At 60.8% G+C, this 21965-nt stretch carries 21 protein-coding genes; 15 read left to right on the forward strand and 6 right to left on the reverse strand.

What is annotated here, in order from left to right; genetic code table 11:
- Positions 1-60: 60 nt before the first annotated feature.
- A complete protein-coding gene (locus ACI5GA_RS25525) occupies positions 61-939 on the reverse strand; it encodes a LysR family transcriptional regulator (protein ID WP_404633306.1) in 879 nt (292 codons plus the stop codon).
- 155 nt (positions 940-1094) lie between these two features.
- On the opposite strand from ACI5GA_RS25525, the gene leuC reads away from it, so the two are divergent.
- The 5 genes from leuC (at position 1095) to ACI5GA_RS25550 (ending at position 6840) form a co-directional block, all read left to right on the forward strand.
- A complete protein-coding gene (leuC, locus tag ACI5GA_RS25530) occupies positions 1095-2519 on the forward strand; it encodes a 3-isopropylmalate dehydratase large subunit (protein WP_404633308.1) in 1425 nt (474 codons plus the stop codon).
- A 10-nt stretch (positions 2520-2529) separates the two neighbouring features.
- Positions 2530-3174, forward strand: a complete 645-nt coding sequence (gene leuD, locus ACI5GA_RS25535; RefSeq protein WP_404633310.1) for a 3-isopropylmalate dehydratase small subunit — start codon at positions 2530-2532, stop codon at positions 3172-3174.
- A 188-nt stretch (positions 3175-3362) separates the two neighbouring features.
- On the forward strand, positions 3363-4445 hold the full coding sequence (leuB, locus tag ACI5GA_RS25540) for a 3-isopropylmalate dehydrogenase (protein WP_421424772.1): 1083 nt from the start codon (positions 3363-3365) through the stop codon (positions 4443-4445).
- Positions 4446-4545: 100 nt separating this feature from the next.
- Positions 4546-5658, forward strand: coding sequence for an aspartate-semialdehyde dehydrogenase (gene asd / locus ACI5GA_RS25545; protein WP_404633314.1), 1113 nt, complete (start codon positions 4546-4548; stop codon positions 5656-5658).
- Between the two features lie 228 nt (positions 5659-5886).
- Positions 5887-6840 (forward strand): LysR family transcriptional regulator, encoded by a 954-nt coding sequence (locus ACI5GA_RS25550; RefSeq protein ID WP_404633316.1) that lies wholly within the window; start codon positions 5887-5889, stop codon positions 6838-6840.
- 9 nt (positions 6841-6849) lie between these two features.
- On the opposite strand, the gene ACI5GA_RS25555 is transcribed toward ACI5GA_RS25550, so the two are convergent.
- Positions 6850-7653 carry a TatD family hydrolase gene (locus tag ACI5GA_RS25555; protein ID WP_404633318.1) on the reverse strand — a complete coding sequence of 268 codons (804 nt, stop codon included), beginning with the start codon at positions 7651-7653 and terminating at the stop codon, positions 6850-6852.
- Between the two features lie 186 nt (positions 7654-7839).
- On the opposite strand from ACI5GA_RS25555, the gene ACI5GA_RS25560 reads away from it, so the two are divergent.
- Positions 7840-9261, forward strand: a complete 1422-nt coding sequence (locus ACI5GA_RS25560; protein ID WP_404633320.1) for a transglycosylase SLT domain-containing protein — start codon at positions 7840-7842, stop codon at positions 9259-9261.
- A gap of 99 nt (positions 9262-9360) precedes the next feature.
- Positions 9361-9813 carry a DoxX family protein gene (locus tag ACI5GA_RS25565; protein WP_404633322.1) on the forward strand — a complete coding sequence of 151 codons (453 nt, stop codon included), beginning with the start codon at positions 9361-9363 and terminating at the stop codon, positions 9811-9813.
- A 103-nt stretch (positions 9814-9916) separates the two neighbouring features.
- On the opposite strand, the gene ACI5GA_RS25570 is transcribed toward ACI5GA_RS25565, so the two are convergent.
- Positions 9917-10810 carry a LysR family transcriptional regulator gene (locus ACI5GA_RS25570; protein ID WP_421424774.1) on the reverse strand — a complete coding sequence of 298 codons (894 nt, stop codon included), beginning with the start codon at positions 10808-10810 and terminating at the stop codon, positions 9917-9919.
- A gap of 185 nt (positions 10811-10995) precedes the next feature.
- On the opposite strand from ACI5GA_RS25570, the gene ACI5GA_RS25575 reads away from it, so the two are divergent.
- Positions 10996-11874: an NmrA family NAD(P)-binding protein gene (locus ACI5GA_RS25575; RefSeq protein ID WP_421424775.1), complete on the forward strand. Its 879-nt coding sequence runs from the start codon at positions 10996-10998 to the stop codon at positions 11872-11874.
- A 33-nt stretch (positions 11875-11907) separates the two neighbouring features.
- Positions 11908-12459, forward strand: a complete 552-nt coding sequence (locus ACI5GA_RS25580; RefSeq protein WP_404633328.1) for a carbonic anhydrase — start codon at positions 11908-11910, stop codon at positions 12457-12459.
- Positions 12460-12584: 125 nt separating this feature from the next.
- Here the strand turns inward: ACI5GA_RS25580 and ACI5GA_RS25585 are convergent, their stop codons facing one another.
- Entirely contained in the window at positions 12585-13466 is an 882-nt protein-coding gene (locus ACI5GA_RS25585) for a helix-turn-helix domain-containing protein (protein ID WP_404633330.1), read from the reverse strand.
- Between the two features lie 207 nt (positions 13467-13673).
- Between ACI5GA_RS25585 and ACI5GA_RS25590 the strand changes: the two genes are divergently transcribed.
- The 3 genes from ACI5GA_RS25590 to ACI5GA_RS25600 are packed head-to-tail and all read left to right on the forward strand — an operon-like array spanning position 13674 to position 17469.
- Positions 13674-15023 carry a glutamine synthetase family protein gene (locus ACI5GA_RS25590; RefSeq protein ID WP_421424777.1) on the forward strand — a complete coding sequence of 450 codons (1350 nt, stop codon included), beginning with the start codon at positions 13674-13676 and terminating at the stop codon, positions 15021-15023.
- A 40-nt stretch (positions 15024-15063) separates the two neighbouring features.
- Positions 15064-16164, forward strand: coding sequence for a polyamine ABC transporter substrate-binding protein (locus tag ACI5GA_RS25595; protein ID WP_421424778.1), 1101 nt, complete (start codon positions 15064-15066; stop codon positions 16162-16164).
- A gap of 9 nt (positions 16165-16173) precedes the next feature.
- Entirely contained in the window at positions 16174-17469 is a 1296-nt protein-coding gene (locus tag ACI5GA_RS25600; RefSeq protein ID WP_421424779.1) for an NAD(P)/FAD-dependent oxidoreductase, read from the forward strand.
- Between the two features lie 172 nt (positions 17470-17641).
- On the opposite strand, the gene ACI5GA_RS25605 is transcribed toward ACI5GA_RS25600, so the two are convergent.
- Positions 17642-18202 carry a carboxymuconolactone decarboxylase family protein gene (locus ACI5GA_RS25605; RefSeq protein WP_404633338.1) on the reverse strand — a complete coding sequence of 187 codons (561 nt, stop codon included), beginning with the start codon at positions 18200-18202 and terminating at the stop codon, positions 17642-17644.
- A 19-nt stretch (positions 18203-18221) separates the two neighbouring features.
- Positions 18222-19550: an aspartate aminotransferase family protein gene (locus ACI5GA_RS25610; protein ID WP_404633340.1), complete on the reverse strand. Its 1329-nt coding sequence runs from the start codon at positions 19548-19550 to the stop codon at positions 18222-18224.
- 252 nt (positions 19551-19802) lie between these two features.
- On the opposite strand from ACI5GA_RS25610, the gene glnH reads away from it, so the two are divergent.
- The 3 genes from glnH to glnQ are packed head-to-tail and all read left to right on the forward strand — an operon-like array spanning position 19803 to position 21953.
- Positions 19803-20546, forward strand: coding sequence for a glutamine ABC transporter substrate-binding protein GlnH (gene glnH, locus ACI5GA_RS25615; protein WP_404633342.1), 744 nt, complete (start codon positions 19803-19805; stop codon positions 20544-20546).
- A gap of 31 nt (positions 20547-20577) precedes the next feature.
- Positions 20578-21234 (forward strand): glutamine ABC transporter permease GlnP, encoded by a 657-nt coding sequence (gene glnP / locus ACI5GA_RS25620; RefSeq protein WP_421424780.1) that lies wholly within the window; start codon positions 20578-20580, stop codon positions 21232-21234.
- Positions 21231-21953 (forward strand): glutamine ABC transporter ATP-binding protein GlnQ, encoded by a 723-nt coding sequence (gene glnQ / locus ACI5GA_RS25625; protein ID WP_404633346.1) that lies wholly within the window; start codon positions 21231-21233, stop codon positions 21951-21953. Before glnP ends, glnQ begins: the two co-directional genes overlap by 4 nt.
- The last annotated feature ends 12 nt before the right edge of the window (positions 21954-21965 follow it).

Here is a 21965-nt window from a genome sequence, read left to right on the forward strand (position 1 = left end):
GGCATGTGATCACGAGCCTTGTCAGAAAAAGCCAGTATGTCGATCAGTGAGCGTCACCACTCAGGCCTCGGTCGCCTGAGCGTCGAGCAACGCCATGAAAGCCCGAGCAGCGTTCGAGAGCGTGCGTTCCGTGTGAACAATGTAGCCTAGCTGGCGACGTAGCTGTATGCCGGGCAGCGGAATGCGCGCCACTTGCTCATCGAGCATGGTGCGAGGCAGCACACTCCATGCCAGGCCGATAGACACCATCATCTTGATCGTCTCCATGTAGTTGGTGCTCATGGCGATGTTCGGTTTAAGCCCTTGGGCCTCGCACAATCCGCTGACAATGTGGTGAGTGAACGTGTTGCCGCCGGGAAATACCGCCGGATACCCCGCAATGTCGGCCAGGCTGACGTTGGGCGTGTTGGCCAGCGGGTGTTCGGGGGCGGCGACGAAGTCCAGTGGGTCGTCCCAGACCGGCACGGCCTTGATCAACGAATGCGGCTCGGGGGCGAGGGTGATCACGGCCAGTTCGGCACGGCCGTGGAGGATTTCCTCGTAGGCGACTTCCGAGTCGAGAAATTCGATGTCCAGCGCTACGTCCGGGTAGGTGCGGGTGAAGGCTCTTAATAAGGAAGGCAGGCGATGCAGGCCAATGTGGTGGCTGGTGGCAAGGCTCAGTCGCCCGGTCACTTCCCCCGTCAGGTTGGTCAGCGCCCGGCGTGTGTCGTCCAGCACGTTGAGGATCTGATAGGCGCGGGGCAACAGGGCGCGCCCGGCTTCGGTCAGGCTGACCTCACGGCCCAAACGGTCGAACAGGCGCACATTGAGCTGCTGCTCCAGACCGGCAATGCGTTTGCTGATGGCGGGCTGCGTCAGGTGCAGGTGTTCGCCCGCCGCCGAGAAGCTGCCCGTCTCGGCGATGGCAATGAAGGCATTGAGGTTGGCCAGATCCATTCGAATTCCTGTTGGTTATCCAAAGCATGAAAAATATGAATTTGAGTTATTTAAGCATATTTCATAGCATCTCCCCTACAAGCCAAGGGGTTTTACGATGTCGTCGTGATGTCGATGCCCGGGGCATAGAAACAAGCTGATGAGGAAACCGTCTGATGGCCGGCAAAACGCTCTACGACAAGCTCTGGGATTCGCATTTGGTCAAGCAGCGCGACGATGGTTCGGCGCTGATCTACATCGACCGTCACATCATCCACGAAGTGACTTCGCCGCAAGCGTTCGAAGGCCTGCGTCTGGCCGGTCGCAAGCCTTGGCGCATCGACGCCAACGTCGCGACCCCGGACCACAACGTACCGACGACCCCTGAGCGCAAGGGCGGCATCGAGGCCATCGCTGACCAGGTGTCCCGTTTGCAGGTTCAGACCCTGGACGACAACTGCGACGAGTACGGCATCACCGAATTCAAGATGAACGACCCGCGTCAGGGCATCGTTCACGTGATCGGCCCGGAACAGGGCGCGACCTTGCCCGGCATGACCGTGGTCTGCGGTGACTCCCACACCTCGACCCACGGCGCATTCGGCGCGCTGGCTCACGGTATTGGCACCTCCGAGGTCGAACACGTGCTCGCCACCCAGTGCCTGGTCGCCAAGAAAATGAAGAACATGCTGGTGAAGGTCGAAGGCAAGCTGCCGTTCGGTGTTACGGCCAAGGACATCGTTCTGGCCATCATCGGCAAGATCGGCACCGCTGGCGGTAACGGTCACGCCATCGAGTTCGCAGGCAGCGCGATTCGCGACCTGTCGGTCGAAGGCCGCATGACCATCTGCAACATGTCCATCGAGGCGGGCGCGCGCGTCGGTCTGGTGGCCACTGATGAAAAAACCATTGCCTACGTCAAAGGGCGTCCTTTCGCACCGACGGCCGAGCAGTGGGATGCAGCGGTTGAAGCCTGGAAAGACCTGGTGTCTGACGCAGACGCGGTGTTCGACACCGTGGTCGAGCTGGACGCGGCTCAGATCAAGCCGCAAGTGAGCTGGGGCACCTCGCCGGAAATGGTGTTGGCGGTGGATCAGAATGTTCCGGATCCGGCGCAGGAAGCCGATCTGGTCAAGCGTGGCTCCATCGAGCGCGCCCTGAAGTACATGGGCTTGAAAGCCAATCAGGCGATCACCGACATTCAGCTGGATCGCGTGTTCATCGGTTCCTGCACCAACTCGCGGATCGAAGACCTGCGCGCGGCTGCTGAAATTGCCAAGGGCCGCAAAGTGGCCTCGACCATCAAGCAGGCGATCGTTGTGCCGGGCTCGGGTCTGGTGAAGGCGCAAGCGGAGAAGGAAGGTCTGGACAAAGTCTTCATCGAGGCTGGTTTCGAGTGGCGTGAACCAGGCTGCTCCATGTGTCTGGCGATGAACCCGGACCGCCTGGAAAGTGGCGAGCATTGCGCGTCCACTTCCAACCGTAACTTCGAAGGCCGTCAGGGTGCGGGTGGTCGTACTCACCTGGTGAGCCCGGCGATGGCGGCGGCAGCGGCGGTCAATGGCCGTTTCGTCGACGTTCGTACCATGAGCCAGCAATAAGGAGCCGAGCATGAAGCCGTTTACTCAACACACAGGTTTGGTCGCTCCGCTGGATCGTGCCAACGTCGACACTGACCAGATCATTCCGAAGCAATTCCTGAAGTCGATCCGTCGCACCGGTTTCGGTCCGAACCTGTTCGACGAATGGCGTTACCTGGACGTGGGTCAACCGTATCAGGACAACTCCAAGCGCCCATTGAACACCGAATTCGTGCTCAACCATGCGCGTTATAAGGGCGCCAGCGTATTGCTGGCCCGCGAGAACTTCGGCTGCGGTTCGAGCCGCGAGCACGCGCCATGGGCGCTGGAAGAATACGGCTTCCGCAGCATTATCGCGCCGAGCTACGCTGACATCTTCTTCAACAACAGCTTCAAGAACGGCTTGCTGCCGATCATTCTGACTGAAGATGAAGTCGACGAGCTGTTCAAAGCGGTTGAAGCCAAAGAAGGCTACCAGTTGAAGATTGACCTGCAGGCACAGACCGTGACCGGCGAAGATGGCAAGGTGTACCGCTTTGAGGTCGACGCGTTCCGCAAGCACTGCTTGCTCAACGGCCTGGACGATATCGGCCTGACCCTGGTGGATGGTGATGCGATTGCTGCGTTCGAAAGCAAGCACCGCGCGGCGCAGCCTTGGCTGTTTCGCGACGTTTGATTGATGGACCGCAGTTGAGTTAACGCAAAACCTGTGGGAGCCGGCTTGCTGGCGAAAGCAGTGTGCCATTCAACACATCTGTGTCTGACACTGCGCTTTCGCCAGCAAGCCGGCTCCCACAGGGGCAACACAGGCTTTTTCAATCGGCGCTCCTGTAGCGCCGATGCACATATTGATAAGAGGACGTTATGAGCAAGCAGATTCTGATTCTCCCAGGTGATGGCATTGGTCCGGAAATCATGGCCGAAGCGGTCAAGGTGCTGGAGCTGGCCAACGAGAAGTATCAGCTGGGGTTCGAATTGAGCCACGACGTGATCGGCGGCGCTGCCATCGACAAGCACGGCGTGCCGCTGGCTGACGAAACCCTTGACCGTGCCCGCGCAGCTGACGCCGTGTTGCTGGGCGCAGTGGGCGGCCCGAAATGGGACACCATCGAACGTGATATTCGTCCTGAGCGCGGTCTGCTGAAAATCCGTTCGCAACTGGGCCTGTTCGCCAACCTGCGTCCGGCGATCCTCTACCCGCAACTGGCCGATGCGTCGAGCCTCAAGCCTGAAATCGTGGCCGGTCTGGACATCCTGATCGTTCGCGAGCTGACCGGCGGTATCTACTTCGGCGCACCGCGCGGTACCCGCGAGCTGGAAAACGGCGAGCGTCAGTCCTATGACACCCTGCCGTACAGCGAAAGCGAAATCCGCCGCATCGCCCGCGTCGGCTTCGACATGGCGCGCGTACGCGGCAAGAAACTGTGCTCGGTGGACAAGGCCAACGTACTGGCGTCCAGCCAACTGTGGCGTGAAGTGGTCGAGCAAGTGGCCAAGGATTACCCGGACGTCGAACTGAGCCACATGTACGTCGACAACGCGGCCATGCAACTGGTCCGCGCACCGAAGCAGTTCGACGTGATGGTCACCGACAACATGTTCGGCGACATCCTCTCCGACGAAGCCTCGATGCTCACCGGTTCCATCGGCATGCTGCCGTCGGCGTCGCTGGATTCGAACAACAAGGGCATGTATGAGCCTTGCCACGGTTCGGCGCCGGACATCGCAGGCAAAGGCATCGCCAACCCGCTGGCGACCATCCTGTCGGTGTCGATGATGCTGCGTTACAGCTTCAATCAGCACGTAGCGGCCGATGCCATCGAGAAGGCCGTGAGTCTGGTGCTGGATCAAGGCCTGCGCACCGGTGACATCTGGTTCGAAGGTAATGCCAAAGTCGGTACGCAGGAAATGGGCGACGCCGTAGTCGCCGCGCTGCGCAATCTGTAATATCTCGGGCCCACTGCTGAAATGTCGAGGCGAAAAGGCATGCGGATGCGTCGTCTCCCCTCACACCAGTGGTCCCACTTTTAATTAAGGTGTAGTTGCGATGAAACGTGTAGGTCTGGTCGGTTGGCGCGGTATGGTTGGTTCCGTGCTCATGCAGCGCATGCTGGAAGAGCAGGATTTCGATCTCATTGAGCCGGTTTTTTTCACCACCTCCAACGTCGGCGGCCAAGGCCCGTCGGTGGGCAAGGACATTGCGCCGTTGAAAGATGCCTACAGCATCGACGAGCTCAAGACCCTGGACGTGGTGCTGACCTGCCAGGGCGGCGACTACACCAACGAGGTGTTCCCGAAACTGCGTGAAGCGGGCTGGCAAGGTTACTGGATCGACGCAGCGTCGTCGCTGCGCATGGACGACAGCGCGGTGATCGTGCTCGACCCGGTCAACCGCAAGGTCATCGACCAGCAACTGGACAGCGGCACCAAGAACTTCATCGGCGGCAACTGCACCGTCAGCCTGATGCTGATGGGCCTGGGCGGTCTGTTCGAAGCCGGTCTGGTGGAGTGGATGAATGCCATGACCTATCAGGCCGCTTCCGGCGCCGGTGCGCAGAACATGCGCGAACTGATCAAGCAAATGGGCACCATTAACGCGACCGTTGCCGACGATCTGGCCAACCCGGCCAGCGCGATTCTGGACATCGACCGTAAAGTGGCCGAAGCCATGCGCAGCGACAGCTTCCCGACCGAGAACTTCGGCGTGCCGCTGGCCGGTAGCCTGATCCCGTGGATCGACAAGGAACTGCCGAACGGTCAAAGCCGTGAAGAGTGGAAAGGCCAGGCCGAGACCAACAAGATCCTGGGTCGCTTCAAGAGCCCGATTCCGGTCGACGGTATCTGCGTGCGCATCGGTGCTATGCGTTGCCACAGCCAGGCGCTGACCATCAAGCTGAACAAAGACGTGCCTATCGCGGACATCGAAGGCCTGATCAGCCAGCACAACCCGTGGGTCAAGCTGGTTCCGAACAACCGTGAAGCGAGCATTCAGGAACTGAGCCCGACCTCCGTGACCGGCACCCTGAACATTCCGGTGGGCCGTCTGCGCAAGCTGAACATGGGTTCCCAGTACCTGGGCGCGTTCACCGTGGGTGACCAACTGCTGTGGGGCGCCGCCGAGCCGCTGCGTCGCATGCTGCGGATCCTGCTGGAGCGTTGATTCACCGCCTGTGCACTGCATGAAAAACCGCCTTTCGGGGCGGTTTTTTTATGATGTATGCAAATTTCGCCCCGACACTCCCCTGTGGGAGCGCGCTTGCCCGCGATGACAATATTGTGGGCGGCGTTGATGTGTGGAATGTGCTGACGCTATCGCGGGCAAGCGCGCTCCTACAGGGTTACGCTACGCTCCCGCCCATTCTCGAAACGGAAATCGCTGATTCTCGCTATGGTCAAACACATCGATCCGGATCTGACACTGCTGAAAATGCCTTCGCTCAAGGCCGTAAAGTCCTTTGTCGCGGCGGCCAAATACCTCAGTTTCACCCGCGCCGCCGAAGCCCTGTGCGTGACGCAAGCGGCGATCAGCCGTCAGGTTCGGGAGCTTGAAACCTATCTGGGGGTCGAGCTGTTCAAACGCGTGGGCAGGGCGGTTGAGTTGACCGAGGCAGGAGCGATCTTTTTCGATGCGGCGCAGATGTCCTTCGTCAACATTTCCCAGGCCGCCGAACGCATCCGCACCCACAACGCCGGGAAGCGGGTGTTGACCCTGTGCTGCTCGCCGGCCTTTTCGGCGCTCTGGCTGTCAGCGAGGCTGCCGACCTTCTTCAGCGAAAACCCTGACATCGATTTGAACTTGATCACCACCCAGAATTTTCTGTCGATGGAGCCGGGGGTACGGCCGGACATCTTCATCACCAAGATGGCGAAGATTCAGGACGGTTATCGCAGTTATCCGCTGTTCCATGACGTGATCTACCCGGTCTGCACGCCGGAATACCAGGCGGCACATCCTGAATTGACCTGCCTGACAGGCCTGCGCGATGGCGGCCTGCTCAACCTGAGCCCCTATGGCCGTTCGCAAGTTGCCGAACACGTGGATTGGGGCGTGTGGTTCGCCTTTCACAACATCGACCTCGACGAGCGGCCCCATGACAGCCCGCACATGCTCAACGCCAATGACTACAACCTGATCATCAGCATGGTGCTGACGCATCAAGGCGTTGCCTTGGGCTGGAATCATCTGGTCAAGCGGCTGGTGGAGGAGGGGCGGCTGGTGCGCCCGGTGCCGGAAGCGATGGTGCTGACGGAGAGCCAGCACTACCTGACGTTTCGGGAAGATCGCGAGAAGGACGAAGCGTGCTGTCGGCTGCGGGACTGGATTCTGGCCCAGTTCCCGTAGGCCGACGGCTTACAGATCCGGCAAACCAAAAAACGCCCGGGCGCAGGCAGTGGTGTGAGCCGCAACATCGGTGGGCGTCTCGCCACGATGCTGCGCCACTTCCCGCAAGACTTCCGGCAGATAGGCCGGCTCGTTACGGCCGTTTTTCGGCTTGGGGCGCAGACTGCGGGGCAGAAGGTACGGCGCGTCGCTTTCCAGCATCAGTCGCCCACGCGGAACCTCTCGGACCAGCGGATGCAGATGCGTGCCTCGGCGCTCGTCGCAGATCCAGCCGGTGATGCCGATGTGCAGGTCCATGTCGAGGTAGTTGAACAGGGCGCGCCTTTCCCCCGTAAAACAATGCACCACCGCACCGGGCAGGTGATCACGGTAATCTCGCAGGATCGCCAACAGCCGCTCGTCGGCTTCCCGCTCATGCAGAAACACCGGCATCTTCAGCGCGACGGCCAGTGCCAGGTGGGCTTCGAGGACTTTTTCCTGCTGCGGACGAGGGGAGAAATCACGGTTGAAATCCAGCCCGCATTCGCCCACGGCGCACACGGATTTTTCTTTCAACAGAGCCTGCAACTCTTTTTCGGTTTCCAGTGTCCAAGCGCTCGCCGAATGGGGGTGTACCCCCGCGGTGCTGAACAATCGCTGGCCGCTGTCGTCCAGTTGGCGACACAGTTGCCACGCCTGTTCGCTGCCCTGAACGTCGGTGCCGGTGAGGATCAGTTGAGCCACATCTGCGGCGTAGGCACGATCCAGGACTTCGCGCTCTTTCGAGGCGAAGCTTGAGTTGGTCAAGTTGACGCCGATGTCGATTAGTTGCATGGTTCACCTCAGGCCGGAGGCCGAGAAGAATACCAGAGCGATTGAAGTGATAAAAAATCCAGCAGATTCAACTGCCTGGAATGAATAACCCCTGTGATGTTGCCAGCCACGGCAAACGCCTGTGGCGCAAGTGACTGCCCGACACAGCCTTCAAGCCACTTTTTTCGGCTTTTTCCCGGAGCGTCAATGATCCGAGCCTCGCTGTTCTCGTTGCTGTGCCTGTCGCTGATGCCCGCCCATGCGTCGGCGCGCCCTGCCGGTCCACCCGTGGTGATCAAGAAAAGCCAGGTGCGCGACCTCTCGGCCATCCGCAGCAGCAAGGTGCTGCGCGTGTTGGTCAACCAGAGCCGTAACAGTTCCGGCGAGGTGCAAGGTGAGGCGATTGGCGTTGAGTATCGTCGCTTGCAGGCGTTCGAAACCTACCTCAATGGCCACGCCCGTGATGGCCAGAAAGTCTCCCTCAAGCTGATTCCCAAAGCCAAAGACCAATTGCTCGCCGCACTCCAGCGTGGGGAGGGCGACCTGGTGGCTCCCGGCGAATTGCTGGATGCCAGCGCCGCCCGTTACGTGGACGCCACTGAGCCGGTCGTCAGCCACGTGCCGTTGGTGGTGGTCGGGGTGCGTGGCGAGCGCAGCTTCAAGAAGGTCGAACAGCTTTCTGGCCGCACGCTGATGCTGACCAACGGCAGCGCGGCCAGCGATGCCATCGTCGCGCTCAACCAGAAGCTGGCGTTGCGCAAACTGCCGCCGGTGAAAGTCGAATGGGTCGATCCCAGCCTGGCCGTCGAGGACGTGCTGGAAATGGTTCAGGCAGGGATCTATCACCTGACCGTGGTCGAGCAACCGATCGCCGAGCGCTGGGCGCGGGTCTTGCCCAAACTTCGGGTCGACCGTTCAGTGGCGCTGAGTGAGCATGGCGACATGAACTGGTTCGTGCGCAAGGACGCCGTGATGCTTCACGCCACGGTCGACCGTTTCCTGGAAACCTACACGCCGCCGAGCAATCAGGACGTCGCATTCCAGAAGGCCTACAAAGACTTGTACCGGGTTCACTATCCACTGGCGCGGGACGACCGCCAGCGTCTGGAAAAATTGCGCCCGACCCTGCAACGCCACGCTGACGCGCAGAAAATGGACTGGCTCGACCTCGCTGCGCTGGCCTTCAAGGAGTCCCAGCTCAACCCCGGTGCCAAAGGCGGCAGCGGTGCCACGGGCCTCCTGCAGATCACCCCGTCGGCCGCGCAACGTGTGGGCGTGGGCAATATCCATGACGTCGATGGCAACGTGCAGGCGGCCAGCAAATACCTGGCGATGATCCGCCGCAAATTCTTCTCCAGCCCGAAAATCAACGAGCGCGAGCGCATGGCGTTTACCCTTGCGGCTTACAACCTGGGGCCGGAGCGAGTGCAGGCGATGCGCACCGAAGCCAAACGCCAGGGTTTGAACCCTAACCAATGGTTCTTCCAGGTCGAGCGTGTGGCGATGAAGCAGGTGGGGATGAACGTGGTCAGCTACGTTAATAGTGTGAACAAGTACTATCTGGCGTATGACCAGGAACGCAGCTCGCTGGAAAGCCCTTCGTCACGGAAAATGGCCTCACGAGACTGATCGATTAATTCGATCGATATGACGCGTTTTTTGCGATTTTCATATTTATTAATCCGATTATCATGGCGCCATTACTTCTTACCAAACGGAATAAGCGCCATGAATACTCAGATCCTCTCTCGGATTAAAAGCAGTCTGTTCAACACCAACGCCGGTTACGGCATCGCCATCCTGCGTATTCTCGTCGGAATCATCTTCATGGCTCACGGCAGCCAGAAACTGTTCGGCATGTTCGGCGGCTACGGCCTGGAAGGCACTGGCCAGTACATGGCCAGCCTGGGCCTGAACCCTGGTTACCTGATGGCACTGTTGTCAGGCAGCGCGGAATTCTTCGGCGGCCTGGCCCTGTTCCTTGGCTTACTGGTACGCCCTGCGGCAGTGGTGCTGATCGTGATGCTGGCGGTGGCCATCCTCTCGGTGCACATCCACAACGGCCTGTTCATGGCCAACAACGGCTACGAATTCGGTCTGGCCCTGCTGGCCGGTGCATTCGCGGTGTTGTTCGAAGGCGCTGGTCGGGTGTCGCTGGATCGGTTGATTGCTCGTCAGTAACCCTCGCAAACCTCCCCCAAAATCCCGGTCTTGTTAAGAGATCGGGATTTTTTTGCGTCCAGTCAAACGTGTTCGTGACATAACGGCCAGGACATCAGGGCGTCTACGGTCCTTCACTCAACGCCTGCGCCAGAAAGTCGGCAAACGCCCGTGCAGCCATGCGGGTGCTGCGTCCCTGTGGAAAGTAGGCGTGTACGGGCAGATCGGCCATTTTCCAATCGGGTAGCACACGCACCAGAGCGCCGTTGCTCAGTTCCAGTGCGCAGGCCCAGGACGTGGTCGAGGTGATGCCCAGCCCGCCGGTGGCTGCCGCCAGGGCGCCAGCGGTGTCGTTGGTGGACATCTGCGGGTGGACGTCGACGCGGCTGATTTGGCCCTCACGCTCAAATTGCCAAGAAGAACCCTGCGCACCCGCCGGGCCGCCGACGATGCGATGGCCCTTGATGTCATGTGGGCTGGTGGGCGTGCCGTGGCGAGCGAGATAAGCGGGGGAGGCGACGATGACCCGGTGCATGGTGCCGATCTGGCGTGCCGTGCCCGATAGATCCGGCAGATGACCGACGCGAATGCCGATGTCCACGGCTTCTTTGACCATGTCTTGCCAGCGGTCCTCCAGTTGCAGTTCTAGATGCAATTGCGGATGGCGCTCGGTGAACGCCGACAGACGCGGCATGACCACGCGGATCGCCATCGTCGACGGCATGCCGATGCGTAACAGACCGCGCAGTTCTCCGCTCTCGCGCACGCTGTTTTCGGCATCGTCGACTGCCGCGAGAATCGGCTCCATGCGCATTAAAAACTCGATTCCCGCCTCGGTTGGCACCACGGCGCGCGTGGTGCGCGACAGCAGCCGCGCACCTAACGACGCTTCTAACTCGGCAACCATTCGCGACACCTGAGATTGCGCCAGCCCGCTTTCCCGAGCGGCGGCCGAAAAGCTGCCGAGGCGGGCAACGCGGGTGTAGAGCTTGAGGGCGAGCAGGTCTTTGATTGCCATGTCGGGTGGCCTGTGGGGATCTGGATTAATGCTGAAACGAGATAAATCATAGCCTGATTTGACCGCTACCGGCCTAGGGGCTGAAGGCAGATAGTTGACCCATCGAAACGCCGCACACCGGCTTTCGCAGAACTGAAACCCGGCGTGATTCACGCCTAACACTCACTGTTCAAAGGTCAAACATCATGTCTAAAAAAGTACTTGTCACCGGTGCATCAGGCGACACAGGCCGCGCCGCTGTTCGTGAGTCCATCGCGTTGGGCCTGGATGTCCGCGCCATGGTGCACACCCTCGATGCCCGCTCTGATGCCCTCAAGGCGCTGGGCGCAGAGGTGGTGGTGGGCGATCTGTTGCAGATCGACACCGTGCGCGACGCCATGCAAGGCGTGGAGGCGGCTTATCTGGTCTGGCCGGTGCAACCCGGTCTGATCAACGCCACCGTCAACTTCGCTCAGGCGGCGAAGGAAAGCGGCGTCAGTACCGTGATCAACCTGTCTCAGCGCTCGGCGAATCGGGAGTCCAGCAGCGATTCCTGCCGTGACACCTTCATCGCCGAAGAAGTCCTCAACTGGTCGGGACTGCCGGTGATCCACCTGCGTCCGACGTACTTTCTGGAATGGCTACTCTACCCGTGGCAACTGCCTTTCCTGCAACAGGGCGTGCTGCGCATGCCGGTGGGCAAGGGGCGCCACTCGCCGATTGCCGCTGACGATCAGGGCCGCGCCATCGCGGTGTTGCTGAAAGACCCTCAAGGCCACATCGGCACCACGATCAACCTGTCTGGCCCGGTGGAAATGGATCACCAACAGATGGCTGCCGAGCTGTCTGAAGCCTTGGGTCGTACCATCGTGTTCCAGGACGTGCCGGTTGACGAATATGTGCAGTCGATCAGCGAGATGGGCGTTCCGCCGTACATCGTTCAGCACCTCGATGGCGCGATGCGGGACTACCAGAATGGCCGCATGGCTGGCGCTGACAACAACATCGAACAGTTGACCGGGCGTCGTTCGATGACCGTCGGCGAATTCGCCCGCCTGCATGCCGACCGGCTCAACGGCCACTGATGCCCAACCTTTCCTGTGTTTAAGAGGTGAGTCATGGACTTTCTTGAAACCCTGATGCAGCGCAACGCCGAGTTTGCCGAGCACGATTTTTCTGCCGACCTGAAGATCATACCGTCGCGCAAAACGATGATTCTCGGTTGTGTCGACCCTCGCGTCGACCCGATGGATGTACTCAAACTCAAGCCCGGTGAGGCCGCGATCATTCGCAACGTGGGTGGGCGGGTGAACCCTGCACTGTTGGAGACCATGGCCATTTTGCGCACGGTTTCCCAAGTGGGCGGAAACGAGGTGGGAGAGGGCTGGAACTTGATCGTGCTGCACCATACCCAATGCGGTATCTCCGGCTGCTACCACCACGCCCCGCACATGCTGGCCAAACACATGGGCGTCGAAGAGCACGCGCTGGCGGCACTGGAAATCGACGATCCGTACAAATCGGTAAAGGTCGATGTCGCGGCCCTCAAGGCCAATCCGAAACTGCCGGGCGGCTTCATCGTGTCAGGCCTGGTGTACGACGTGGAGACCGGGCGGATCGAAACCGTCGTACCGCCTGCTTTGTTGCGGGAAGAGCAGGCAGGCTCCTGAGAATGTCGTTTGGTTTCGGGCGCCCCCTGTAGCAGCACGGCCGGGCGGCGTTCCGTTTGCCGACGGCAGCGATTCAAACCCGCCACCGCCGGCAAGCCGGACTGCTACAGGGATCGTGCCCTCCATTACATACGTCGCCCCAGCGTCTGGCTCGGGTACTCCAGAAACAACCCCCGATAACTCTCGGAAAACCGCCCCAGATGCCAGAACGCGTAGCGCATCGCGACTTCCGCCACGTTGGTATCACCCGTTCGGGCGTGCAGTAAATCCTGCCGCGCCAGGTTCAGGCGCCGGGTGCGCAGCCAGGCGGTGGGGGCCATGCCGACGCAGTCGTTGAACGCCTTGCGCAATTGCTGGAAGGACGTGCCCGCCGTTTCGGCCAACTGCACGACGCTGAAATTCTCGGTGGGGCAGGCGCTGACCTGATCGAACACCCGCTGCACGATCTTGCGTTGCTCGCGCACCCGCACGCTGCGGCTGGAGGTGGGGGCGGGTGTGGATTGATCGAGCACGTAGAGACAATCCTCGATCAATTGCTCGCTCAGTTGCGCGGACTCAGGGCCCTCGGCGTTCTGTGCCAGCCGCGTCAGCATCGTGCTCAACCAGCCGCTGAACAGCGCGCCATGGCGGGACGTGAGCGGGGTCAGCAGCAACTCTTCGACGGTGCGGTGCAGGTGCTGCGTACCCAGCGCCTCCTGACGAATCACCACGGCAATTTCTCGATAATTTTCCGGGGTGATCCACAGGTTCTGGGTGCTGGCGTCCAGCAGGTACAGCGCGTGATCCGCCATGTCGAAGCTGAACACCAGGGCATCGCTCGGCGCCTTGTAATACTGCTCGATGCGGGTGTTCATGTGCTCTTCGTAGACTTGCACGCCGCCCAGCTCGGCCTCGACCAGCCGACCCTTGAATTGCCCGGCGGACATTTGCGCGTAGTGCAGGCTCCAGCCCGCGTTGGAGATGCCTTGCTGATCGGCGGCGACGGTTTCGAATACCTTGACCGACATACGGAGTCCTGCGCATGCAGTGTTGTTATGAGGTGTCAGCACCCTAGCAGCCCGTTTGGAGGGCTGGCAACACCCCGTCACAGCTCCATCGTTTTGCACCAAAATGATGCATTCGATCCGTTCGAAAGTGGATAGACCCGCTGCCCGATGATCCACCAGCATGGCGCCCCATGAACGTCCAACAGCAGAGGCCCCATGGACAGCAGCGTGAAAGACCCACTTGCCGAGTGGTTGAAGAGCTACGGCATCACCGAAGTCGAGTGTGTGGTCAGTGACCTGACGGGCATCGCCCGGGGCAAGATCCTGCCCACCAAGAAATTCCTCAACGAACACGGCATGCGCCTGCCGGAAAGCGTGCTGCTGCAAACCGTGACCGGCGATTACGTCGATGACGACATCTATTACAACCTGCTTGATCCCGCCGATATCGACATGACCTGCCGCCCCGATGCTCAGGCCGTCTACGTATTGCCATGGGCGATCGAGCCTACGGCGATGGTCATTCACGATACGTTCGACCGTTACGGCAATCCCGTCGAACTGTCGCCACGCAACGTGCTGAAAAAGGTCCTGGCGCTGTACACGGCACAAGGCTGGCGGCCCGTCGTCGCGCCGGAGATGGAGTTTTACCTGACTCAGCGCTGCGAAGACCCGGACCTGCCGCTGCAAGTGCCGACCGGACGTTCGGGGCGTCCTGAAAGCGGGCGGCAGTCGTTCTCGATTGAAGCGGCCAACGAGTTCGATCCGCTGTTCGAAGACGTCTACGACTGGTGCGAAGCCCAAGGGCTGGACCTGGATACACTGATCCACGAAGACGGCCCGGCGCAGATGGAAATCAACTTCCGTCATGGCGATGCGCTGGACCTGGCCGACCAGATCACCGTGTTCAAACGCACCCTGCGCGAGGCGGCGCTCAAGCACAACGTCGCCGCGACCTTCATGGCCAAGCCGATCACCGACGAACCCGGCAGCGCGATGCATTTGCACCAGAGCGTGGTCGACATCCACACCGGCCTGAGCGTATTCAGCACCGCCGAGGGCGAGGCAAGTTCGTTGTTTTTGCACCACATCGGTGGCTTGCAGCGCTACATCCCGGAAGTGCTGCCGCTGTTCGCGCCGAACGCCAACTCGTTCCGTCGTTTTCTGCCGGACACTTCGGCGCCGGTCAACGTCGAATGGGGCGAAGAAAACCGTACCGTTGGCCTGCGGGTGCCAGGCTCCGAACCTCAAGCGCGGCGTGTGGAAAATCGTCTGCCGGGGGCCGACGCCAACCCGTATCTGGCCATCGCCGCGAGCCTGCTATGCGGCTACATGGGCATGATCGAGGGCTGCGAGCCGGGCGCTCCGGTGCAAGGCCGCGGCTACGAACGCCGCAACCTGCGTTTGCCGCTGACCATTGAAGATGCGCTGGAACGCATGGAAAGCAGCGCGGCGGTGCGCAAGTTGCTGGGTGACAAGTTCGTGCAGGGCTACGTCGCGGTGAAGCGTGCCGAACATGAAAACTACAAGCGCGTCATCAGCTCGTGGGAACGCCAGTTCCTGATGATGAGCGTGTGAGCTATTCCACTGAGCTTTTCCATTGACGTTGGGGGAAATCATGAAGTCGATCGTTACCACGCTGGCTGTGCCCTTGCTGCTGCCCGCGCTGTTGGCCGCTGCCGTCACCCATGCCGAAGACCGGACCGTGAAGATCTACAACTGGTCCGATTACATCGGCCCGACCACGCTGGCGGATTTCCAGAAGGCCACCGGCATTGCGCCGACCTATGACGTGTTCGACTCCAACGAGACCCTTGAAGGCAAGATGCTCACGGGGCGTTCGGGGTACGACGTGGTGGTGCCGTCGAACCACTTCCTGGGGCGGCAGATCAAGGCCGGGGCTTTTCAGAAGCTCGACCGCAGCCAGTTACCGAACTGGAAGAACCTCGACCCGCAATTGATGAAACAACTTGAAGCGAACGACCCCGGCAACCAATACGCGGTGCCATACCTGTGGGGCACCAACGGCATCGGTTACAACATCGACAAGGTCAAGGCCGTGCTCGGCGTCGACAGCATCGATTCGTGGGCGGTGTTGTTCGAACCGGAAAACATGAAGAAACTGCAAAAGTGCGGCGTGTCGTACATGGACTCGCCGGACGAGGTGTTTCCAGCGGTGCTCAACTACATGGGCCTGTCGCCGCGCAGTGAATCAGCCAAGGATTACGAGGCGGCGACGGCGAAGCTCAAGGCCGTGCGGCCGTACATCACCTATTTTCATTCATCCAAATGGGTGTCTGATCTCGCGAATGGCGACATTTGCGTTGCGTTTGGATACTCGGGCGACGTGTTGCAGGCCAAATCCCGGGCCGAGGAAGCGAAGAACGGGGTGAACATCGCCTACTCGATTCCCAAGGAAGGCGCCAACGTCTGGTTCGACATGCTGGCGATCCCCAAGGACGCCGAGCACCCTCGCGAAGCGCTGGCGTTCATCAACTACCTACTGGACCCGGCAGTGATCGCCAAGGTCAGCGAAACCGTGGGCTACGCCAACCCTAACCCGGCGTCCAACGCACTGATGGGCGAGGCGATCACCCGGAACCCGTCGATCTACCCGACGCCCGAGGTGATGAGTCGTTTCTACATCTCCACCGAACTGCCGCCCGCGACCCTGCGCCTGATGACGCGCAAGTGGACCGACATCAAATCCAGCCGCTAAGGACGCGCCATGCCTGTTGCACTGCCGCACACTGCTTCTTATTACGCCGCGTCGGTCGGGCGAACGCTTGACCGACCCGCACTCGACAGCGCTGTCAGCGCGGATGTCTGCGTCATCGGCGGCGGTTTCAGCGGGGTCAACACCGCGTTGGAGCTGGCCGAGCGCGGGCTGTCCGTGGTGCTGCTGGAGGCTCAGCGTATTGGCTGGGGCGCCAGCGGGCGTAACGGCGGCCAGTTGATTCGCGGGCTGGGGCATGACGTCAGCGGTGTCGAGCGTTGGGTGGGCAAGGAGGGCGTGCGCTCTCTGCAACAGGCGGGCAGCGAGTCCGTCGATATCGTGCGGCAGCGGGTGCAAAACAATGGCATCGACTGCGACCTGCGCTGGGGCTACTGCGACCTGGCCAACACGGCGTCGCACTGGAAAGGTTTGCAGGAGGAGTTACAGGCGCTGACCGAGCAGGGCTATCCGCATCCGATGCGGCTGGTGGAAAAGGACGCGCTGCATGAGGTGGTGAACTCATCGGTGTATACGGGCGGTTTGATCGACATGGGTTCAGGGCATTTACACCCGCTCAAGCTGATTCTGGCCGAAGCGCGGCTGGCAGAAGAGAAGGGCGCGCTGTTGTTCGAGGCCAGCCCGGTGCAACGCATCGTGAAGGGCAGTAACGTGCAGGTGTTTACTGAGCACGGGCGGGTCACGGCGCGGCATGTGGTACTGGCCTGCGACGCCTTTCTCAACACACTGGAACCCGCACTCACCGGCAAGCTGTTGCCTGCGGGCAGTTACATCATCGCCACCGAACCGTTGGGCGAAGAGCGGGCGAGGGCGCTGATTCCGCAAAACATGGCGCTGTGTGACCAGCGGGTGGCGCTGGATTATTACCGGTTGTCTGCGGACAACCGTTTGCTGTTCGGTGGTGCCTGTAATTACTCGGGCCGCGACCCGAAGAACATCGCCGAATACATGCGGCCGAAAATGGAGCGGGTGTTCCCGCAGCTCAAGGGCGTGGGCATTGAGTTTCAGTGGGGCGGGATGATCGGCATCAGCGCCAATCGCTTTCCGCAGATCGGGCGGGTGCCGTCGGCGCCGAATGTGTATTACGCACAGGGGTACTCTGGGCACGGCTTGAATGTCACGCACTTTGCGGCGCGGGTCATTGCCCAGGCGATTGCCGAGCAGGACAGCCGAGGCATCGACCTGTTCAGCCGCGTGCCCCATCGCACCTTTCCCGGAGGCGAGCGTTTACGTTCGCCACTGCTGGCGTTGGGGATGATGTGGTATCGGCTGAAGGAACTGGTGGGGTAATCCATTGCGCCAAGTGCAGTGGCCGGAGATCTTCCGGCCCTGCGACCCACTTCTGTAGCAGTACGGCCTGGCGACGTTCCGCTTGCCGACGGCCGCGATTTCAAGAGCGCCACCGCAGGCAAGCCGCGCTGCTACGGTGGTGTTGTGTCGCGGTTATGCGAGGCCACCGAATTCATTCAGGGAATGGCAAGGGCACGCTCGGGTCACGCCTGACTTCAAAGGTGTTCAAGGTCATTGCCACCAGCGTGTAGTAGCCGTACACGCCAATCAGCTCGACCACCGCCGCTTCGCCGAACAGGCCGATCGCGCGTTGGTACAGTTCATCGCCGACCCTTCGCGTGTCATACAGCGCTTTGCCGATGTCGTAGACGCATTGCTCTTGTGGTGAGTCGAATACGGGGGGCTGCTGCTGTTTCAGTGCGTCGATGATCGTTTCACCGAGTCCGGCCCCGCGCGCGATGGGTTCGTGAATCTGCCACTCGGCCTGGGACCGCCACCAGGCTGCGGTGGTCAGAATTGCCAATTCGGTCAGGCGCAGTTCCAGACGCGTGCCATAGCGGCAGAAGGCGCCGAGGCGCTGGGCGTGATCGGCCAGCGCGGGGCTATGAACCCAGGCCAGAAACGGCCCGTCCAGGTTGCCGCGAGGACCTTTGAGAATGTCGCCAAGTACGCGGCGCTGATCCTCACTCATGGTGTCTTCATGCAACGGGGTCAAGCGTGACTGGATGTCCATGATATCTGTGTGAGACCTCTCAAATGCCGTTGATGGCGTGGTCGATGGCGGTGGCCAGTTTATCCACGATCTCGTCGATGTGGCCCGAGTCGATAATGAACGGCGGTGCCAACAGGATGTGATCGCCGCGCTGCCCGTCGAGTGTGCCGCCCATGGGGTAGCACATCAGGCCTTGGCTCATGGCGGCTTTCTTCACCTGTGCATGCAGTTTGAGCGCAGAGTCGAAGGGGGCTTTGCTGCCGCGGTCGGCCACCAGTTCTATGCCGCGAAACAGCCCGCGCCCGCGAACATCGCCCACATGAGGGTGCTCGCTGAAACGCTCACTCAAGCGCGTTCGCAGCGTTTCACCCAAGGTCACGACCTGGCGCAACAGTCCGCGTTGCTCGATGGCTTTCTGCACGGCCAGCGCTGCAGCACACGCGGTGGCGTGGCCGATGTAGGTGTGGCCGTGCTGAAAGAAACCCGAGCCGTTGGCGATGGCGTCACGAATCTTGCCGCTGACCATGGTCGCGCCAATCGGTTGATAGCCAGCACCGAGACCCTTGGCGATGGTGATCAGGTCGGCGGTGATGCCTTCCTGTTCGGCCGCGAACAACGAGCCGGTGCGGCCCATGCCACACATGACCTCATCCAGAATCAACAACACGCCGTGGCGATCACAGACCTCACGCACGCGCTTGAAATAGCCCGCCACGCCGGGCACCGCGCCTAGCGTGGCACCGACCACGGGTTCGGCGATGAACGCCATGACGTTGTCCGGCCCCAGCCGTTGAATCTCGGCTTCCAGTTCGTCGCCCAGCCGTTGAGCGTAGTGCTCCACGGTCTCACCGGGCTGTTGATCGCGGTAGGCGTAGCTCGGGCTGACATGGCTGACGTTGATCAGCAACGGTTCGAATTGGCGACGACGCCATTCGTTGCCGCCTGCGGCCAGGGCGCCCAGGGTGTTGCCGTGGTAGCTCTGGCGTCGGGCGATGACGTGCTTGCGTGCAGGCTGGCCGATTTCCACGAAGTATTGCCGCGCCAGTTTCAGTGCGGTTTCCACCGCTTCCGAGCCCCCGGACACGAAGTACACCGACTCCAGCCCCGCCGGCGCACGTGCCACCAGAAAGTCGGCCAGTTCTTCCATGACCTCGGTGGTGAAGAAGGAGCTGTGGGCGTAGGCCAGTTGGCCAATCTGCTGACGCACCGCTTCGATGACCTGCGGATCACTGTGACCCAGGCACGAAACCGCCGCGCCGCCGCTGGCATCCAGATAGCGCTTGCCCGTGCTGTCGATCAGATACGGGCCATCCCCGGCAACGGCTGTGGGGTAGGTGTGGTTGAAGCTGCGATGCAGTACGTGGCTCATGATCCCCTCCAAAGTTGGTGCAAATATTACTTGCATTGAGTTAACAAGCAACGGATATTTGCATTCGGCGCGATGCACAGGGATTGACTGCTGACGCGCCCAACGCGTTGCCTGCGATCGATGAGCAGCACGCAGCCAGGCATGGACATGCCGCCCATAACAATCAGGGGCCAGCCCCGACGCATTGCTTACTGCCGCTTTCCCTCGGCCCGACAACGGCGACCGAGCTCCCTTTTTTGCAGAGGAAAGACGATGAAAAGATTTCTCAAGGTATCGGCTGCAGCCGTTGCGCTGGTGTTCGCGGGCTCAACGCTGGCGGCGGGCAAAGAGCTGTTGATCGCGACGGACACCGCGTTCGTGCCGTTTGAGTTCAAGCAGGGCAATGAATACGTCGGGTTTGACATTGACCTGTGGGCGGCCATCGCCAAGGAAATGGGCGTGAGCTATCAGCTCAAGCCGATGGATTTCAACGGCATCATCCCGGCCCTGCAAACGAAAAACGTCGATGCGGCGCTGGCCGGTATCACCATCAAGGAAGAGCGCAAGCAGGTCATCGATTTCTCTGACGGCTACTACGACAGCGGCTTTCTGCTGATGGTCAAAAGCGACAACACCTCGATCAAGGGTGAAGCCGATATCGCTGGCAAAAGCCTGGCGGTGAAAAGTGGCACGTCGGCGGCAGACTATGCCAAGGCCAACCTCAAGGCTGGTGATCTGCGCCAGTTCCCGAACATCGACAACGCTTACCTTGAACTGCGCACCGGGCGGGTAGACGCTGCGATGCACGACACGCCGAACGTGCTGTATTACATCAAGACCGCTGGCGAAGGGCAGGTCAAAGCAGTGGGCAGCCAGATGATGGCGCAGCAATACGGCATCGGCTTCCCCAAGGGCAGCGAACTGCGCGAGCCGGTCAACGCGGCGCTGAAAAAGCTGCGTGCAGACGGCACCTACGCCCGCATCTACGAAAAGTGGTTCGGCACCCAGCCGCAGTAAATCCTGTCCGCGTCAATCGAGAGTCTTATTTATGCAATTTCAATGGAGCGCCATCTGGGATGCGCTCCCCGTTCTGCTGGACGGCGCCAAACTCACCCTGTGGATTTCCATCCTGGGGTTGATCGGTGGCGCCATCATCGGCGTGGTCGCGGGCTTTGCCCGTGCCTACGGTGGTTTCTTCAGCAGCCGGGTAGCGCTGGTTTTCATCGAACTGATCCGTGGCACCCCGATCATGGTGCAGGTGATGTTCATCTATTTCGCCTTGCCGCTGATGATCCCGGTGCGGATCGATCCGTTCGGTGCTGCCGTGACGACCATCATGCTCAACTCCGGGGCCTACATCGGCGAAATCACCCGTGGCGCCGTGCTGTCGATCAACAATGGCTTTCGCGAAGCGGGTCTGGCGCTGGGCTTGTCCCGACGCGACACCTTGCGCTATGTCATCGCGCCTCTGGCCTTCCGCCGCATGATCCCGGCGTTGGGCAACCAGTGGATCGTCAGCATCAAGGACACCTCGCTGTTCATCGTGATCGGCGTGGCCGAGCTGACGCGCCAAGGGCAGGAAATCATCGCCGGTAACTTCCGGGCCATGGAAATCTGGACGGCAGTGGCTGCGATTTACCTGATCATCACGCTGATCCTCAGCTACATCCTGCGACGCACAGAAACCAGGCTGAAACTCCTATGATCGAATTCAAGAACGTTTCCAAACACTTCGGTAGCACTCAGGTGCTGCACGACATCAACCTGAGCATCGACAGCGGGGAAGTGGTGGTCATTATCGGCCCGTCGGGCTCGGGCAAGTCCACGCTGTTGCGCTGCATCAACAAGCTGGAAGAAATCACCGAAGGTGATCTGGTGGTCGATGGCTTGAAGGTCAACGATCCGAAGGTGGATGAGCGGCTGATTCGGCAGGAAGCCGGCATGGTGTTTCAGCAATTTCACCTGTTCCCGCAGATGACCGCGCTAGAGAACGTCGCCTTTGGCCCGATTCGTGTGCGCGGCGCCAGCAAGGCGGACGCACAGGCCTTGGCCCGTGAACTGTTGGCCAAGGTCGGTCTGGCAGAGCGCGCCGATCATTACCCTTCGCAGCTTTCCGGGGGGCAGCAGCAGCGCGTGGCAATTGCCCGGGCGCTGGCGGTCAAGCCAAAGATGATGTTGTTCGACGAGCCGACCTCCGCCCTCGACCCCGAGTTGCGCCATGAGGTGCTGACGGTGATGAAGTCGCTCGCCGAGGAGGGCATGACGATGGTCATCGTCACCCACGAAGTCGATTTTGCGCGCAAGGTCGCCAGCCGTCTGATCTTCATCGACAAGGGCCGGATTGCCGAGGATGGCGCGCCCGAAACGCTGATAGCCAACCCGCCCAGCCCGCGCCTGCGGGAATTTCTTCAGCACGTTTCTTGAGGTTGCCCAGCC

The sequence above is a fragment of the Pseudomonas sp. Pseu.R1 genome (assembly GCF_045764065.1).
GTDB lineage: Bacteria > Pseudomonadota > Gammaproteobacteria > Pseudomonadales > Pseudomonadaceae > Aquipseudomonas.